Origin of the sequence: Moritella viscosa (assembly GCF_900120065.1) — a bacterium.
GTDB lineage: Bacteria > Pseudomonadota > Gammaproteobacteria > Enterobacterales > Moritellaceae > Moritella > Moritella viscosa.
Window position 1 is genome coordinate 80,443 of record NZ_FPLG01000034.1, and the last position, 15,835, is coordinate 96,277.

Here is a 15,835-nt window from a genome sequence, read left to right on the forward strand (position 1 = left end):
ATTATACGAGTATAGAATGTTTTTTATCATAAATAACTATTCATAAGATATTGAGCTTTAGCTCACTTATCTATTAATCCCGAGTTTATTTTAACTACTTTATACCATTAAGCAAAGTTGAAAATAAGCAACGCAGTGTTGCTTTATTGAGACTATTACGGTGATGATGAAACTCATATAGTGGATGAAAGATACATACCTACCAATATAAAATTAAACAATAATATTAAATAGATAAATTAGATTTATCTCTCTGATTATTCTGATTTCAATATAAAGAGAGAATCAATGTCTACGTATAAATCGAATACCTTAATGAAAATTTGTTTATTATTGGGGTGCAGCTTACTTGTCATGGGGAACGCTGCGATAGGCCCTTCATTGACACAGATTAATCAGGTGTTTAATGACCCGTTCTACGTGTCATTACTCATGACATTACCTGCAATCGGAGTGGTATTATCGGCGCCATTTGTTGACAAGCTAATGAGGCTCGTCGGAGAGAAAAACGCGTTACTTGTTGGACTATTTATTTATGGGGCAGCTGGTAGTAGTGGTCTATGGCTTAACTCAATCTATGCGCTATTATACTTTCGTTTGTTATTTGGTGTTGGTATTGCGATATGCATGACTGTCATTAATCATATTATAGGAAGTGCATTTCAAGGTAAATCGCGTACAGACTTTATCTCTTTCCAATCAATAGCAGTTAATCTGGGGGGCGTTGTGTTTGTGCTCTTAAGCGGTAGCTTAGCAGAATATAATTGGCGTTTTCCATTTTCCCTATATTTACTGTCCTTTGTTATTTTAATTATGTCGGCAAAGGCGATTACTATACCCACACATAGGGATAATGAGATAAAAAAACGTTTAACAGGATCTGATATTAAGCGGGTCTTTCCTTCCTATGTAATGGGTTTAATTGGTATGCTTTTTTACTATATGATCCTTATTAATTTACCTTTTACACTGGTTTCATCTTTATCTTTAACAAGTAGTATGATCGGTATAGTTATGGCCGGTATGAGCGTGCTCTCGGTAATTGTCGCTTATTTATTTCGGCATATGTTGTCAACGTTGGGTGAGCGATGGTTATTAGTTATTTGCTTCAGTTGTTATGCAATTGCATTAACTTTGCTTGCACTAACTCAATTTGAATGGCGGGCTTATGTCACGATTGTATTTTCAGGAATAGGTTTTGGATTATTACTACCAACGTTAAGCCATATGATCATGTCGTTAAGTACTGCGGTACTGCGTGCTCGTTTAATGAGTGGGTTTGTGATGTCTTACTTCTTGGGGCAGGCGCTTAGTGCATTTGTTTTACAGCTAAATATGTTACTACCAGAAGGGCTCGTTTTTCTTATCTTTGCCATGATTGCGGCTATTACGGCATGCTTGTGCGCTCGTTTTCTCGATATAAAAGAGCCAAAAGAGGAGGCGTTAAAGGTAAGAGAGAATGACGTCTGCTTTGGGAAGAACTTCTCATGAAATTAGTACCTGTTGTTAACTTAGTGCCTCATTATATGAATGATCCAGGGTCTCTGACCAAGCGACTTAAAGCTCGGTGTGTCAATTTCCATATTATTGAGCAAGAAAAAGGTAAGTTGGATCAGAGTACGTTTTTTCGTCAAACTATACTGATGAACAACCAGTCTAGTTTAATATTAGCGCGATCGTCTTTAATGTCAGAGGACTCTGTGATAGTGAATAAATTTTGTGAGCTTGGAGATAAATCTTTGGGTGAACAATTATTATTTGCAGAGCAGAACGTAAAGCGTAGTGAGTATTCGTTTTTCCAAGTTAGTCAGCTTGATCGTGACATGATAAATCTAGATAGAACGGAAATAGTGTATGCAAGACGTTCTTATTTTAGATGGCAGAGCAACCAGCTATCATTGCTTGAAATATTCTTACCTGATGCACATGATATATTGAGAGGGGAACGCTAGTATTGAGTGGCCATCGCTAATTAAGCGTAATTAGCGATGGCTGTAAGGCGTTGCTTATATCTGGGTGATATTAAGCGTCGTCTTTTTCTGATTCGTCAGACTCTTCAACGATTTCTTCTGCATTATCTTCAACGCTTTCTGAAACGAGGCGAATGCGACGTGCGTTACGTTCGATTTGGTTTTGTAAGAAACCTTTTAATTCAGTTTCAGCCCAAATTTGTGCTTCAGCTTCTGAAGCAAAGCCCGCTTGGCTTTTTGATACAACTGTTTTTTTAGATGTGATTTTTCTCACTATCTCAGCAGTCCAAGAACCGTCTACTAGTACCAAATTAAAATCGTACTTTTTACCTTTTGCCATGTGTCTATTTCCTAGCGATTATTCAGTGTGATGATATCCCCAAACTACTTTAGGATGCTTTATCTGAGACTAGCTTGGATATCTTATTTATGCTTTTTCATTCTACTTAATCATCGCGATACATTTTGTTATCAACACTGGATAAAGAGAAATGAATTAGAAGGCGGGATTCTAGGCTAAAATGACAAAAACACCAGCAATTAATGAAATTCATCGCAACATTTTGTTGTATTTCGTCATTTATTAGCGGTATTTACGTAAAGAAGGGTAATTTTAATTAGCCCTACTTGTTATATTTCGTGATTATCGGTAAAAAGAAGCCCTATGATTAATTACAACGTAAGAATGTATGCGCATCACTAAACCAACAAACAACGCAAATATAAGCCTGCTGTTAATAGTAGCATTTTTGATTGTTTGCATGGTTAACAATGCTTATTCATTTAATCAGCCTGTGCTAAGTAGTGCTCAATTAACCAGTGCTCAATTAGACAATGTTCCGTTAAATAGCCTGACTAGTACTAATGAAAGTGTGAATTCTAATGCTGACTTTAGCGCTGTGACGAACACCGAACTTACAGATGCCAGTTATCTTGATAACAGTGACGGTGCCTGTAAACTGACTGAGACATTATTACAAAAAGCCAGTACGCATATGGACGAGCTAGTCATGGTTATTTTAATGATCATCCTATTTAGCCATTACTTTACGCGTCAAACTCCCAACTTTACTTATCTAGCAAACACATTTGTCCCTTCTCGACGCCGCCACCTTATTTTGTGTAAATTTGAAGAATAATATTTCTTAATATACCTCCGCGATAACTTAAAATACAAAATTTAATCACCGTTTTATATTAAATAGTATTTAATTCATCTTTATAGCTCGGGTATATTAAAGAATAATTATTTTTATCGACGCCCCATTAAATGCAATTGGTATTGAAGCATCAGCAAGATGACTTTAATTACTTCTTGGAGACATGATTTGAAGACAATAAAAACCTTATTTGTGAGTTGTTTGCTGCTTATATCCGTGAGTATTTCTGCACAAACAACAGGCTGGTTACAAGACCCATCACACCCACCAATTCAGTTACGCTTTATGCTGACAGGGCAAGTGGATAAAACCAATAATACAGTGCCCGCTGTACTTGAAATAAAGCTTGCTGATAACTGGAAAACCTATTGGCGTTCACCGGGTGAAGGCGGTATCGCACCAAGTATTGATTGGCAAGAGTCGACAAATCTTGTTGGCAGTGACTGGCAGTGGCCAGTACCAAAACATTTCTCATTGCTTGGGTTAGAGACTTATGGGTATACGGATGCGGTTAGCTTTCCAATTAAGTTACAGTTAGAAGACATTAATAAACCACTGGTATTAGCGGGTAAATTAACCTTATCTTCGTGTACGAGTATTTGTGTATTAACTGATTATGATATTAACATGTCAGTTGATATTCAAAATTTGGAAGCGGATGCTGAAGCGATGTTTTTGTATAATAAAAGCATCACACAAGTACCGACAAAAGTGGTTGATAATAATGCGGTTCAATTAGTATGGGATCACGCTAATAGTCAATTACAAGCGACAATATCTGGCTATCACTGGGGCGAAACACCGAGATTATTGATTGATGGAGACTTAGACACAGCCTTTAAACTAAAGACGGTAGAAGAGTCAGCAGATCATTTAATTGCGGTATTTGACGCAAGTAGTTGGTTGGGTGACGTTGAATTAATCGATAAAACGTTAAATTTAACTGTCATCACCTCAGAGCAAGCGTTAGAGTTTTCGACGCCTGTCATTGCGGGACAAGTTACTATCGCAGGTAAGTCGTTAATGGGAATTGTACTGTTTGCTTTATTAGGTGGTTTAATCCTCAATATAATGCCGTGTGTATTACCGGTTCTGGGCATGAAACTGAGCACTATTATCGATGCACCAAATGTCGAGAAAGGTAAAATAAGGCAGCAATTCCTTGCTTCTGCGGCCGGTATTATCGTGTCATTCTGGTTACTTGCAGCCTTCATCTTTGTATTAAAAGTGTCTGGCCAGGCGATAGGTTGGGGTATTCAATTCCAAAGTCCTTGGTTTATTGCGGTCATGGTTGTTATCACCGCGGTATTCTCATTAAACATGCTAGGTGCGTTTGAGTTTAGTTTATCGTCAAACTTACAAACGAAATTAGCCACGGCGGGTGATGATAGTAATCGTGGACATTTCTTGCAAGGTATGTTCGCTACGTTACTCGCAACGCCTTGTAGCGCACCATTTTTGGGTACCGCAGTTGCTTATGCACTGGGTGCTGATACATTAAGTTTATTTGTTATCTTTACTGCCTTAGCAATTGGAATGGCTCTACCGTGGTTGTTAGTTGCAACTTTCCCAAGCCTTGTCAGTCTATTACCTAAACCTGGTCGTTGGATGGGGTCAGTGAAAACTGTGTTTGCCGGTTTGTTAATGCTAACTTGTTTGTGGCTAGTTACCTTGTTGTCTAGTTTCTTACCTACATTTGCTATTTATGGTCTGTTTAGTGTGGTTAGCTTGGTCTTTATTGGTTTTATGATAAAACTTAAAGGTAAACGAGCTGTACTTATCAGTGTCGGTTTGTTGCTTGGTAGCGCTGGTATGTTGGCAGCGTCGTTAACAACGAGCAAGTGGTCAAACGGTTTGCCGGATGACTTAGTGTGGCAAGATCTTGATACTGTACGTATCGAGCAACAAATAAAAGAAGGTAAAACAGTATTTGTGGATATCACTGCTGATTGGTGTATTACTTGTAAGGCCAATAAGGTAGGTGTCGTATTACAAGATCCTGTATATAGCAAACTGCTAACGGAAAACGTAGTCACGATGAAAGGTGATTGGACGGTTAGATCTGAAAAAGTGACGAATTACTTACAACGTCACGGTCGTTTTGGTGTCCCATTTAATATTGTTTATGGGCCTAAGGCGCCGAACGGTATACCACTGCCGGTTATTTTAAGTGACGATGCTGTGCTGAATGCAATTAAGCAAGCGGGCGGCAAGTAATAATCAATTTCTGCCCTGCGTATATGCGTGGGGTATGACGATTCGTAAACAAATACAGAAACAAATTTAATAAATAGGGATTACAATGAAAACGAAATTATTAGCACTTTCCACCACTATCTCAGCCGCTATTTTAGCGACGCAAATGGCGTGGGCAGCACCTGAACAAATGGATATGACGGCTGTGCAACAAGACAAGTTTAACCAAATGGTGAAAGAAACATTGGTAAACAATCCTGAGATCTTAAAAGAAGCAATTATTGCCCTACAGGCGCATGAACAGAATAAAGTGAAAGCCCAGCAGCAGAAAAGCTTAGGTGATAATCACGTGGCCTTGTTTAATAACAAAATGGACCCGTGGATAGGCGCTGAAAACCCAGCATTAACCATTGCTTACTTTACTGACTTCAACTGCCCTTACTGCAAGAAAATTGAGCCGTTATTAGATCAATTAGTCGAAGAGTTCCCAGAAATACGTGTTGTTTATAAGTTGGTACCAATCTTAGGTCCAAGTTCGAAAGAAGCAACTGATTTAGCCTTAACAGTATGGGCAAATGAGCCCGCTAAATTCGCTGAATTACACAAGAAGTTAATGTCACGCCCAAGTCGTTTAGACAGTGGTGCTATCGCTAAAGTGGGTAAGATCACCGACACGGATGAGTGGTTAGATAATACGGCTAAGAGTGTTGAAACGACAATTAAAGGTAGTATGACGTTGATGCGTGAATTTGGACTAAGTGGAACGCCGGGTCTTATCTTTGCCGATCAAATTGTCGGTGGTCTTGTGCCTTACGAGCAGCTTGAACAGCAAGTGAAGCGTGCATTAGAAGCACAGCGTAAGAAGTAGTGTTGATATTTATTTCATCATCAAAGGAAGCAAGTAAATGAAACAACGGCTACTTGGCTGGACTAAACAATTAGTGATATTTATATTGCTGGCACTTGTCATTACTGCGGCTGTAGATGTATGGCGTGGAAAAGATTTTCCAAAACATAATATTCCTGTATTAGCTGGAATGACATTGGCCGGAGAACCGATTGATCTTGCGGAGTTAAGTAAAGATCAAGCTGTGGTTGTTTATTTTTGGGCAACTTGGTGTTCTGTGTGTCGTTTTGTTAGCCCTGCTGTTGATACATTATCGGAATACTATCCGGTGGTGACTGTTGCCTTAAGTTCAGGTGAAGCGCTAAAGGTGAAAAAATACTTACAGCATCATGAGTATGATTTTGATGTGGTTAATGATGAAAATTATGACCTAGGTAGTGATTGGAAAGTGAAAGTCACCCCTACCATCTTAATTGTGAAAGATGGTGAGGTTAAATGGTTTACTTCTGGGGTCACCAGTTTGCCTGGGATCTGGTGGCGATTAATGCTGAGCTAAAATTCATCCCAGTTCTCGTTATTTGATAATGCGGCTATCGCCTTGTCATTGGATTGCCTTTCCTGCGTCGTTATTGGCTGTGCAGTAGGTAGTTGTCCATGGCGGTAGTTTGCATTATGACGCTGTCGATGTCTTTGTGATGCATGCTGTCCATGTTGAAGGACGGTTTCTTTGGGTGCTGTTTGTATTAGTTTAAAGAATTGAATCAATTGGGTCATGTGATTTACTTGCTCAGACATAGCCGAGCTAGCCGCTGATGCTTGCTCCACCAGTGAGGCGTTTTGTTGGGTCACTTCATCCATTTGATTTACCGCTTGATTCACTTGCTCAATACCGCAAGATTGTTCCGTTGCCGCATTACTGACTTCTGCAATCATATTAGCTACATGTTTAACTGAATGAACGATTTCTTGTAAAGTATCACCCGAGTCATTAACCAGTGATGAACCTATTTTTACTTTTTCAACACTGTCACGGATCAAGTCTTTAATTTCTTTCGCTGCATCAGCGGAGCGTTGTGATAGATTTCTGACTTCAGCAGCAACGACGGCAAATCCGCGTCCCTGTTCTCCGGCTCGCGCAGCTTCTACAGCGGCGTTCAGTGCGAGTGATTAGTTTGAAATGCGATTTCATCGATGACGCCGATAATATCATTGATACGATTACTCGCAGTGAGAATCTCTTTCATTGCTGAAACCGCATCTTGTACGGTTTTACCGCCGTTCTGTGCTTTGTTTTTAGCTTCTGTTGCACGTTTATTTGCTTCATCGGTATTGGCTGCGCTTTGTTTCACGGTTGCTGTGATTTCTTCCATACTCGATGCTGTTTGTTCAAGTGAGCAAGCTTGTTCTTCTGTACGTTGACTGAGGTCAGCATTACCTAGTGCAATTTCGTGTGATGCGGTATTGACTGTATCTGCGGAGGTACGGATCTGACTGATAATTGAGGTGAGTTTATCGATAGTGTTATTGGCATCATTTTTAATTTTTTGAAATTCACCATTATATTCTTGCTCGATTGACTGGGTTAAATCACCTCCGGACATACGAGAAAACAAGTCCCCCACATCGCTGACAAACGACGATGAGCTTTCGAGTAACTCATTTAATCCTAAGCTTAACTTCGTGAAGAACTCATTTTTACCTTCCAGCGTAATACGTTTGGATAAATCACCATTTGCCGCCGCTGCAACAATCGTGTCGATCTCTTGTTCGATTGCTAGCTCTGCGGTTTTATCACTCCACTCAACGACTGTACCGAGACGCTCATTTGTTGCGTTTATCACTGGATTAAGTGTTAACTGCATGGTTCTACCGCCAATATTGATATTTGCCTCATGGGTAGATGACAATCCTTGTAGTATCTGCTGTTGATGTTGTGGGTCTTTATGGAATACATCGATACTTGAGCCGAGTAAATTGTCTACATTAAAGTCGGGTAACTCTTTTTTGAAATCTTTTTCAGCATTTTTAAGTAATTTATCAACCGACTCATTCATATAAATAATATTACGTTGCCCATCCGCCACCATGACATTGGCTGTTACGTTGTCCAAAGCATTTTTGATACGTAATGCTTCTTCAGCGGTTAATCGTGACTCTTGAATATCGAAATTGAGTTTGGTCTGGGTGACGTAAATAGCTTGAAATAATTTACCAAATTCGCTGTTATTACGGATTTCAAATTTGTTCTCGTATTTACCTTCATTGATTTTACTGAAAATACCAATTAACTGCTTGATTGGTTTCATGATTGCTCGCTGAAATACCATGACGGCAAGGCACGCTAAGATGAAGAACGTTGCCAGTTTTTCAATACCCAGGCTCACGAATGAGTCCGTGATTTGTGTATGTAGCGTGTTGGCGGCTTGCTGTGTGAGTGATGCATAGTTTTGTTGTAATTGTAAAAGTGCATTAAGAGCAGGTTTATCATCAATATTCACACTGGCATCAATTTGGTTTGTTTCAACACCGTTAGTGATAAGTGATTGAACACTGTCTAGATGCTGGCGATATTGCTCTGCGACAAGCGAGATCTCTTTTAACGCGTATTGCTCTTGTAAATTAACATCTGGTAGTGCTTGATAGCGACTAATCTGCTTAAGCAATGCTGCATAGCCTTGGATAAACTGCTGTCGGTAGTTATCATCTTGACGTAAAACATAATTTTTAAAGTGGGGGATGATACCGCCGTAACCTAATGAGGATGTGATCTCGTTAATGAGGGTACCACGTGCGGTGATATCGGTTTGGTAGTTATCCCAAGTGGTTTCTATTTTGTGCACGCTTGTGTATTGAGCAAGCGCACCTGCGATTAAGATAAAAGCGACAAAGGTGGTTAATATTGATAGTTTGGCTTTGAGTCCGGCGTTAACAAAGAGTTGTTTGAGTGCGATTAATCGTTTTTTTCGTGGTCGGTTATCGGCATTCATCGTCACATAGGTGAGCTCTGCATCTTTAACTTCTTGTTGCGTTGGTTTGGTTCTGACCGACATAAATTCGATGACTTGGCCGTTTTTTTTGATAGGGATAACATTGGCAACTACCCAATAGAAATCACCATTCTTTACTCTATTCTTAATGATACCTGTCCATGGATTACCTTGTTGTATTGTTTCCCATAGGTCTTTAAACGCGGCTGCTGGCATATCGGGATGTCGAACGATACTGTGACTTTTACGTAATAACTCTGATTCGGTAAATCCACTGAGCTCAATGAAAGCACGGTTTACGAAGGTAATACTGCCTTTTAAATCAGTTTTGGAGACAAGAATATCTCCGTCTTTCATAAACTGTTCTGTGTCCGTAACTGGCATGTTGATTTTCATTGCCATTGCCTCTAAGTGGGTAAGTTCTGATAACAACCCTAGCTCTAAATTGGTAATATGAGAGGCATTAGTAAGAGAAATCAAATTATTGCGAGCTAGATCTTATAAAATAGGTGATTTTTATAGGATTATGCGCTGCGAGGCATTAGGTCAAATTGCTTGTGATAACGTTAAGCTGATAGCTGCTTAACCCCTTTCAATACCGAGATAGTATAGCCGTATTGATTTTGATAAAATTTAGAAATGAAGCCACTAATGTAAATGTATGATTTTTCAGTAATTACTTGGCTGTGATTGAACTGAATAACACGTCCGGTATCATCTTTACCACGTATATCGTAGCGTTTGGTGACGATTTGGTATTTACAGCTATTTACCGTAATACGGCAACGTACATAATCACCTAGCTTGCCTTTTAAGCGTAATGCCTCACTAATATTGCTACCGTCATTATGTAATGCGAGTTTTTTGTCGGTTGCTAATGGTGATTGATGGCTTAACAAACCTTGGTTATTCACGATATAGTTTGAAATAATTAAAGCGGCTGTTGCCAGTTCATTTTCTGCCAGCACACTTTGGCCACACAGTTGTTTTAACTTGTCGTTTAAGCTGGTGGACTTTATTTGTTTGGTATACAAAATCGCCTTTTCAACAAACTCAAAGCTGAGGTCTTTAGGATAAGCGGATTTTTGATAGCGTTGTGCTGCTTTTTTATAAGTTGCGTGATTAAAGCTATGATGAAATTGGATTGCATCCTGTTTACTGATAAAGCCGTGTTGGCGTATTTCATCTTCAACAATCGCTAAATATAAGCGTAGTGGGGCGCCGGATGAATAAACTTGGCTAAAGACACTGCTTTGCAGTTGCTCGAGATGATTAACTAATGCGGGTAGTTTTTGTAAATAATTTACAAATGGCATTAGTTCGGGTAGACGCTTTTTTACACAGGCTAAATGTGCACAGAAATCCCCTTGCTGTGGATGACTGAAGATAAGCCCCTGACTGCGATTAGTCGTTGTGTCGCATATACTACAAATACGGGTAAAACTCGGATTTTTTAATAAATTGATTGGTTGTGCGTATTCATTTATTGCATAGATATTTTTGTTATCAGTGATATCATAATACGCTTCGATAATATATCGCTCGTCACTTTGTTCCAAAAGATCTAATGTAATTTCATAACCTTGGGCTGTCACCAGTTGATCTGCTTTTTTTACTGTCAGCGCTGATACAGGGGTTACAGTAACAAAGTCTGAAAAAGCAAAGGAATCAAAAGGTGCAAGTAAGTCTTCTATGGTAGACTTTAGATTAGCGTATTGCTCAGTTGTAATTAAATATGGCATTGTGGTGTTAAACAGTTATGAATAGAAAAATGGAGAGCACATACTTTATCGTGCCCGATCATATCGCGCAATCATCATCGCTTTCTGATGCTGCATTTCGCTTATTAGTATGGATGTTATGCAAAAAGAATAAAGATCGCATTGCGGATTTTTCGCGTTTTTCATTGCAATCAGATAAACAGCATAGCATTACTGAACTGATTAATAAAAACTATCTTCAGCAAGATGATACTGGTTTGTACATCAACAACGCCATTATGTATGAAGACTTTAAAGAACAAGTTGAAGTACCTGTATCTGCGCCTGATCCAAGTCTACAATATTTCCAGCAAGTATTTGATTTGGTTGCTGAGTACTCTCAGAAACGCTTGAATTTTAATAACAGTAAATTCCGTGTGCGCTGTGATGAATTTATGCGTCAAGGTTTTACTATCGACCACATCAAAGTGCTCTGTATTCAGCTTAATAGCCGTAATCCTGCCTTTGATTGGTATGAGCTTGATAGCACTGAATTACAACATATTAAAGATGTTTCAGCGGTCAATAGGGTAAATGCTCCAGCTCGTATTCAACCCGTTAATAATCCTGCGTCTGCTGCGCGCCAGCCTTTTCAGCCAACGTTAAGCCGTCAAGGGGTTCGTCATATCCAGAATCAAAGTGGGTTCATGCCGAGCTATCATCAGATTAGGCAAGATCCACAAAAGATGGCAGACATTAAGCAAGTTTATGACTATTGGTTTAGCTCTAAACGCTTACAGATGTCGCAATATATTGCACCAAAACAAGCGCATTTTGAGAAACTGCATAGTCTGCTAATGCTGCATTCTATTACCGAACTTAAGCGTGCTGTTGATGGTGTTGATCACCGTCGTGATTTGGTGAACAAAGGCCGTAATTTTAATGATATTTTTACTAACTCCGGCAATATTGAAAGCCTGATTAGTTTAGCTGATAGCATGGAAGTTAGCCAAGCTGATTCTCCTGCGTTACGTATCTTTAATTATTGGCTTGAACGCACACAAACGGCTGCCGGCATTAATTTACGCATGACTGCTGAGCAACGTGACAGACTCATATTACGTTTGGAAGTCTTTACCGAAGCTGACCTTAAATTAGCAATTGATGGTGCGCAAGTAGACCCTTATTATCAATCTGTTAACTTTGCATTTGGGCTATTATTTAAAGATGATACTAGCGTGCATAGCTTGATATCATTAGCCCTGAATGGCAAACAAGATGTGTCGAAAGCGAGCCGTAAAGACAGTAACTTAAACAAAGCCTTAGCGGATATGGGGATTAGTAAGTTAACGGTTGGTATGACAGCGCAAAACGGCGGACAATCACGACCACAGATGAATGAGCGCACGGTAACGCCAGCGCCATTACAAAAATTGCCGCCACGATTTATAGATCCAGGCTTTACTGATAGCGATGATGATTAACGTATTAATATATAGTGATAGTGCCTACTGCGGCATATATGGATCTTAAAATACTAAATTTTAATAGTAGGGTGTATGGAACAAACAATTAATTTAACTCAGCCACAAACCGAAGCTATTGCAACTATGTACACCATGCTTGCAAGTAGTTTTCCGTCATTTAATTATGATTATGATTCGGCACAATTTAATATTTGGAAGCTGACATTTAGTAAATATGCGCCTGAAGCTGTTATCAAGGTTGCAGAGCAGATCCCAACACTGCGTCGCAGCAATGGTTTACCTTATGATTTTCCGCCTAGTTTACCTGTCGTTGCGGATATGATCATGCGTGAGTCTGTCATATTAATGGGTCATTCCGATCACGATAAAGCCTATGAACGATTATTTAAATTTAAGCGTAAGAGCCCTGCGGAACGTGCCGCGACTGGTGATAACTTTGTCTATACTCTATACCGCCAATTAAACAATTATATGGCGATGGATGCTGATAAATTCCGCCCTATTTTCACCAGTGAATATTTGAAACTGGCTGATGGTGTCACGAAAGGCACTATGATGTTAGAAGAAATACCACTGGCGATTGAGAGTAAATAAGTATTACTGGCTAGTATATAAACTGGTATTTGATGCCGGCGATACAAATTAATTTAATATTAAGCCTGTCTAGAGCAGGCTCTTCCCCCCCAACTTAGTCCCTGTTTGTAATATCCTTTTAATTGATAGCCACCACGATATTTCTATTGGTAACAAATATTACTAAGCTTCAATTAGTTAAAAGTATATTTAATATGTTCGAACAACATAAATGATCTATCATTTTAATATAGCGCAATGATTAATCAGACTAACGATATGGATCAATACTAGGTCGCCCTAAGCTAATGGTCAATATTCTATAGCTGCTGTATCCTATCTCAATTATTTAACTTATTTTATTGAGGATATTCATGAAGCAATCTCGCCCTTTGAATCAACAAGGTGGAAAGCCAGGTTATACCGGTTTCAAACGAATATTTAAAGCGACTGGTTATTCGATGAAGGGGCTCCGTGCAGCGATAAAATATGAGTCTGGGGTAAGACAGGAATTACTACTATTACTGATATTTACGCCTGTCGCTTTAATGCTAGATGTGACTAATGTCGAGAAAATTTTATTGGTTGGAACTCTAGTATTAGTGTTAATTGTTGAGTTATTGAACTCTGCAGTTGAAAGCACTGTTGATCGCATTGGCAGCGAATACCATGAGTTAAGTGGGCGTGCTAAAGACATAGGTTCTGCAGCGGTATTTGTGAGCCTCTGCCTTGCTATCTTTGTATGGTTTATGATTGTGGTTTTATAGTGAAAAATATAATTCGACTCGTTAAATTATAAAGGAATAAATATATGATTTGGAATGGAATTACTAAGGTAGATTCGAATATTTTAAAAGGTTTGGGTATCTTAATGATTGCTATTCATAATTTCATGCATCGTTTTCCTACCCCTAGCGAAAATGAAATGGAATTTACGTCAGGAAAAGTGTTCAATTTATTTGATATTTTATTAACTGAGCCCGCAGGTATTATTCGCGCACTATTTAGCTACTTTGGTCATTTTGGCGTGCAGATATTTATTTTTTTAAGTGCTTATGGCTTAATGAAAAAATATGCAAAGAATGAAAATAAGTTGTTATATATAAAATTTATTATCGATCGCCTTGTGAAAATTTATCCAATGTTTTTACTCGCAATCGTGTCATACTTTATTTTTATGTTTACCTTTAATGTTGTTTATAATGGTATGGGGTTTGCCGAATGGTTCATCCCTCTTTCAAAGCCACTTATTTTTAAATTATCTCTGTTATATAACTTTTATCCATATCAAGGTTTATCGTTAGTTGGTCCCTGGTGGTTTTTATCGTTTATTTTTCAATTTTACTTAATATTTCCATTTATGTTGGCTATGTTCAAACGATTTGGAAACGTATTTTTAATTGCTATTAGTTTTGTCTGTATCGCCATTTCGTTACTGACTAACGGTTATCTATATAGCAATGTCAGTGTTTTTATTACCATTATTGGCCACATGCCAGTATTGTGTTTAGGGATTTATTTAGCGCAGGATAAGCCAGTTAACTTACCAAATTGGTTGTTTGGTGTGTCAATTGCAGCATTCGCCGCAGGCAATTTTAATGAGTATTCCTTCTTAGTGAGTCATTTCTTTTTTTGTATTATCCTGCTCTTTATTTTTAGCTTCATATTGAAAAATATTAAAGAGGGCAGTTTAGCGTTCAAAATATGCATGTTTTTTGGCACGATCTCAATGCCGTTATTTTTGGTTAATGGATTCTTAAGAACGCCTTGGGAAGGTATGGCCCGTGGGATAAACAATGAATTAATAACGATAGTATTGTGTTTATTGTTTTTGGCAATCGCTTCGCTTTATTCGGTGTTTTTATTGAAGGTTAATAATAAATGTCACCGTTTATTAAAACGGTAAATCTACAACGAGGTGATGACGTAGCGTGCGAATGATATAATCTTGTTGCCTAGAAACGCTATGTTTAAATATCGTTATTTAGTAAAGTATATTATTTCTGATGCGTCATTCAACGCATATTTTTCTTGCTTAATTCTTGGGTGGAAAACCGATTTAGTATAATCAATTTGTGTTGCTGTAACACCTAACCATTCTGCGAAAGTGTGTGGGAAATCTCTCATGAAATATGTTGTATTTTGCATGTCACTGCTGGTTTTGCTACTTGAAATAAATATAAGCGGTACTTCAAGTGCTTTTCTCTGAAATAAACTGCCGACACCATGAGATTTATAGGGTTTTCTTTCTATATCCACGAGTCCGTGATCTGAAAAATATATGATTTCATAATCTAAAGAGGTAGATTCGAGTAGAGAAACGACTTTATTTATAAAAATACTGGTGTTTAGGATAGTATCATCGTAACAGTTTTGATCATCTTTCAATTGCTCTCTATAAGCATCTTCTAATTTTATTGTGTTTTTTGTTCTTTCACAAAAATCAAAATGAGAACCAATCATATGAAGAAAGTATACATTATTTGAATTACCATCTAAATGTGCTTCTAAATCCTCGATTAAAACGAAATCAGAATTTGCTTGTTCATAACTCTTATTATGAAATATGGTTAAATCTGTTCTTTTTGCAATATTAGTGATGGGGCTATCGTATATCCCAATCTGACCTTGATTAGAAAACCAGAATGTATTGAAACCAGAAAGATTTGCTAAATCGATAATGTTTAAGTTGTTATTAATATTTAGTTTATTATTGATGGCTAAAATTCTACTTAAGGCCATTCCGGTTTGGGGGGCTGGTGCAATTGGATCTGAAATTAATGTCATACCATTTGTTTCGTTTAGAGGTTTAGTCGTCTTTCTATGATATCCATATGAAAACAAAGATGATTTTTGCACTGACTCACCAATAATAACGACATAATTTTTCTTATTCGATGAATTTGAAACGATGA

At 38.2% G+C, this 15,835-nt stretch carries 15 protein-coding genes; 10 read left to right on the forward strand and 5 right to left on the reverse strand.

Annotated features, from left to right (window positions below):
• The first annotated feature begins 288 nt into the window (after nucleotides 1–288).
• A complete protein-coding gene (locus tag BT797_RS05235; protein WP_065826296.1) occupies nucleotides 289–1,491 on the forward strand; it encodes an MFS transporter in 1,203 nt (400 codons plus the stop codon).
• On the forward strand, nucleotides 1,488–1,952 hold the full coding sequence (locus BT797_RS05240) for a chorismate--pyruvate lyase family protein (RefSeq protein WP_045109766.1): 465 nt from the start codon (nucleotides 1,488–1,490) through the stop codon (nucleotides 1,950–1,952). The genes BT797_RS05235 and BT797_RS05240 overlap by 4 nt, the downstream gene beginning before the upstream one ends.
• A gap of 70 nt (nucleotides 1,953–2,022) precedes the next feature.
• On the opposite strand, the gene BT797_RS05245 is transcribed toward BT797_RS05240, so the two are convergent.
• Nucleotides 2,023–2,310 carry a DUF3622 domain-containing protein gene (locus tag BT797_RS05245; protein ID WP_045109767.1) on the reverse strand — a complete coding sequence of 96 codons (288 nt, stop codon included), beginning with the start codon at nucleotides 2,308–2,310 and terminating at the stop codon, nucleotides 2,023–2,025.
• Nucleotides 2,311–2,659: 349 nt separating this feature from the next.
• Between BT797_RS05245 and BT797_RS05250 the strand changes: the two genes are divergently transcribed.
• The 4 genes from BT797_RS05250 (at nucleotide 2,660) to BT797_RS05265 (ending at nucleotide 6,729) form a co-directional block, all read left to right on the forward strand.
• Nucleotides 2,660–3,109, forward strand: coding sequence for a hypothetical protein (locus tag BT797_RS05250; RefSeq protein ID WP_075471268.1), 450 nt, complete (start codon nucleotides 2,660–2,662; stop codon nucleotides 3,107–3,109).
• Between the two features lie 189 nt (nucleotides 3,110–3,298).
• Nucleotides 3,299–5,347, forward strand: a complete 2,049-nt coding sequence (locus BT797_RS05255; protein ID WP_075471269.1) for a protein-disulfide reductase DsbD family protein — start codon at nucleotides 3,299–3,301, stop codon at nucleotides 5,345–5,347.
• 85 nt (nucleotides 5,348–5,432) lie between these two features.
• The gene (locus BT797_RS05260; protein WP_045109770.1) at nucleotides 5,433–6,194 is read left to right on the forward strand and encodes a DsbA family protein; all 762 of its coding nucleotides are present in this window, start codon (nucleotides 5,433–5,435) and stop codon (nucleotides 6,192–6,194) included.
• 37 nt (nucleotides 6,195–6,231) lie between these two features.
• Entirely contained in the window at nucleotides 6,232–6,729 is a 498-nt protein-coding gene (locus tag BT797_RS05265; protein WP_075471270.1) for a protein disulfide oxidoreductase, read from the forward strand.
• Here BT797_RS05265 and BT797_RS24215 read toward each other — a convergent pair.
• The 3 genes from BT797_RS24215 to BT797_RS05275 form a co-directional block, all read right to left on the reverse strand.
• Complete coding sequence (locus BT797_RS24215; protein ID WP_280173708.1) at nucleotides 6,726–7,331, reverse strand: methyl-accepting chemotaxis protein; 606 nt, start codon at nucleotides 7,329–7,331, stop codon at nucleotides 6,726–6,728. The two genes, BT797_RS05265 and BT797_RS24215, sit on opposite strands and share 4 nt — an antisense overlap.
• On the reverse strand, nucleotides 7,328–9,556 hold the full coding sequence (locus tag BT797_RS24220) for a PAS domain-containing protein (RefSeq protein ID WP_280173706.1): 2,229 nt from the start codon (nucleotides 9,554–9,556) through the stop codon (nucleotides 7,328–7,330). Before BT797_RS24220 ends, BT797_RS24215 begins: the two co-directional genes overlap by 4 nt.
• Nucleotides 9,557–9,726: 170 nt before the next feature.
• Complete coding sequence (locus BT797_RS05275) at nucleotides 9,727–10,902, reverse strand: hypothetical protein (RefSeq protein WP_045109773.1); 1,176 nt, start codon at nucleotides 10,900–10,902, stop codon at nucleotides 9,727–9,729.
• Nucleotides 10,903–10,919: 17 nt separating this feature from the next.
• Here BT797_RS05275 and BT797_RS05280 point away from each other — a divergent pair, with 17 nt between their 5' ends.
• From BT797_RS05280 to BT797_RS05295, 4 genes are all read left to right on the forward strand, one after another.
• Nucleotides 10,920–12,344 (forward strand): hypothetical protein, encoded by a 1,425-nt coding sequence (locus BT797_RS05280; RefSeq protein ID WP_244534138.1) that lies wholly within the window; start codon nucleotides 10,920–10,922, stop codon nucleotides 12,342–12,344.
• Between the two features lie 75 nt (nucleotides 12,345–12,419).
• Nucleotides 12,420–12,941 carry a hypothetical protein gene (locus BT797_RS05285; protein ID WP_075471271.1) on the forward strand — a complete coding sequence of 174 codons (522 nt, stop codon included), beginning with the start codon at nucleotides 12,420–12,422 and terminating at the stop codon, nucleotides 12,939–12,941.
• A 353-nt stretch (nucleotides 12,942–13,294) separates the two neighbouring features.
• Nucleotides 13,295–13,687 (forward strand): diacylglycerol kinase, encoded by a 393-nt coding sequence (locus tag BT797_RS05290; protein WP_075471272.1) that lies wholly within the window; start codon nucleotides 13,295–13,297, stop codon nucleotides 13,685–13,687.
• Between the two features lie 44 nt (nucleotides 13,688–13,731).
• Entirely contained in the window at nucleotides 13,732–14,826 is a 1,095-nt protein-coding gene (locus tag BT797_RS05295; RefSeq protein WP_075471273.1) for an acyltransferase family protein, read from the forward strand.
• Nucleotides 14,827–14,900: 74 nt separating this feature from the next.
• Here the strand turns inward: BT797_RS05295 and BT797_RS05300 are convergent.
• Nucleotides 14,901–15,835: phosphoethanolamine transferase (locus BT797_RS05300; RefSeq protein WP_139291989.1), on the reverse strand; the 935-nt coding region annotated here is incomplete at its 5' end.